The organism is Pseudomonas sp. SIMBA_068 (assembly GCF_046534705.1).
Taxonomy (GTDB): Bacteria; Pseudomonadota; Gammaproteobacteria; order Pseudomonadales; family Pseudomonadaceae; genus Aquipseudomonas; species Aquipseudomonas putida.
Window position 1 is genome coordinate 1 of the sequence record NZ_JAWRYI010001709.1, and the last position, 234, is coordinate 234.

The following is a 234-nucleotide window of genomic DNA, read 5'->3' on the forward strand; positions in this document are numbered from 1 at the left end:
CGGCTGGTTCGTGCTGGTGTCCGGCCAGCCCGTGCTGGAGGTGGTGTTCTGGCGCTGCGTGTTCGGCGCCGTGACCTTGCTGGTGATCTGCGCCGTTTTTGGCTTTCTGCGGCCGGGAGTGATCAGCCGTACGGCGTTCTTGTTGGCGATGGCCAGCGGTGTGGCGATTGTCGGTAACTGGTTACTGTTGTTTGCCTCGTACTCACGGGCGTCGATTGCCATTGGCACGGCGGT

Annotated in this window: 1 pseudogene; it reads left to right on the forward strand. The window is 62.8% G+C overall.

Annotation, left to right across the window (positions count from 1 at the left end):
* Positions 1–234: pseudogene (locus SB756_RS35575) on the forward strand (EamA family transporter); the annotation flags it as partial.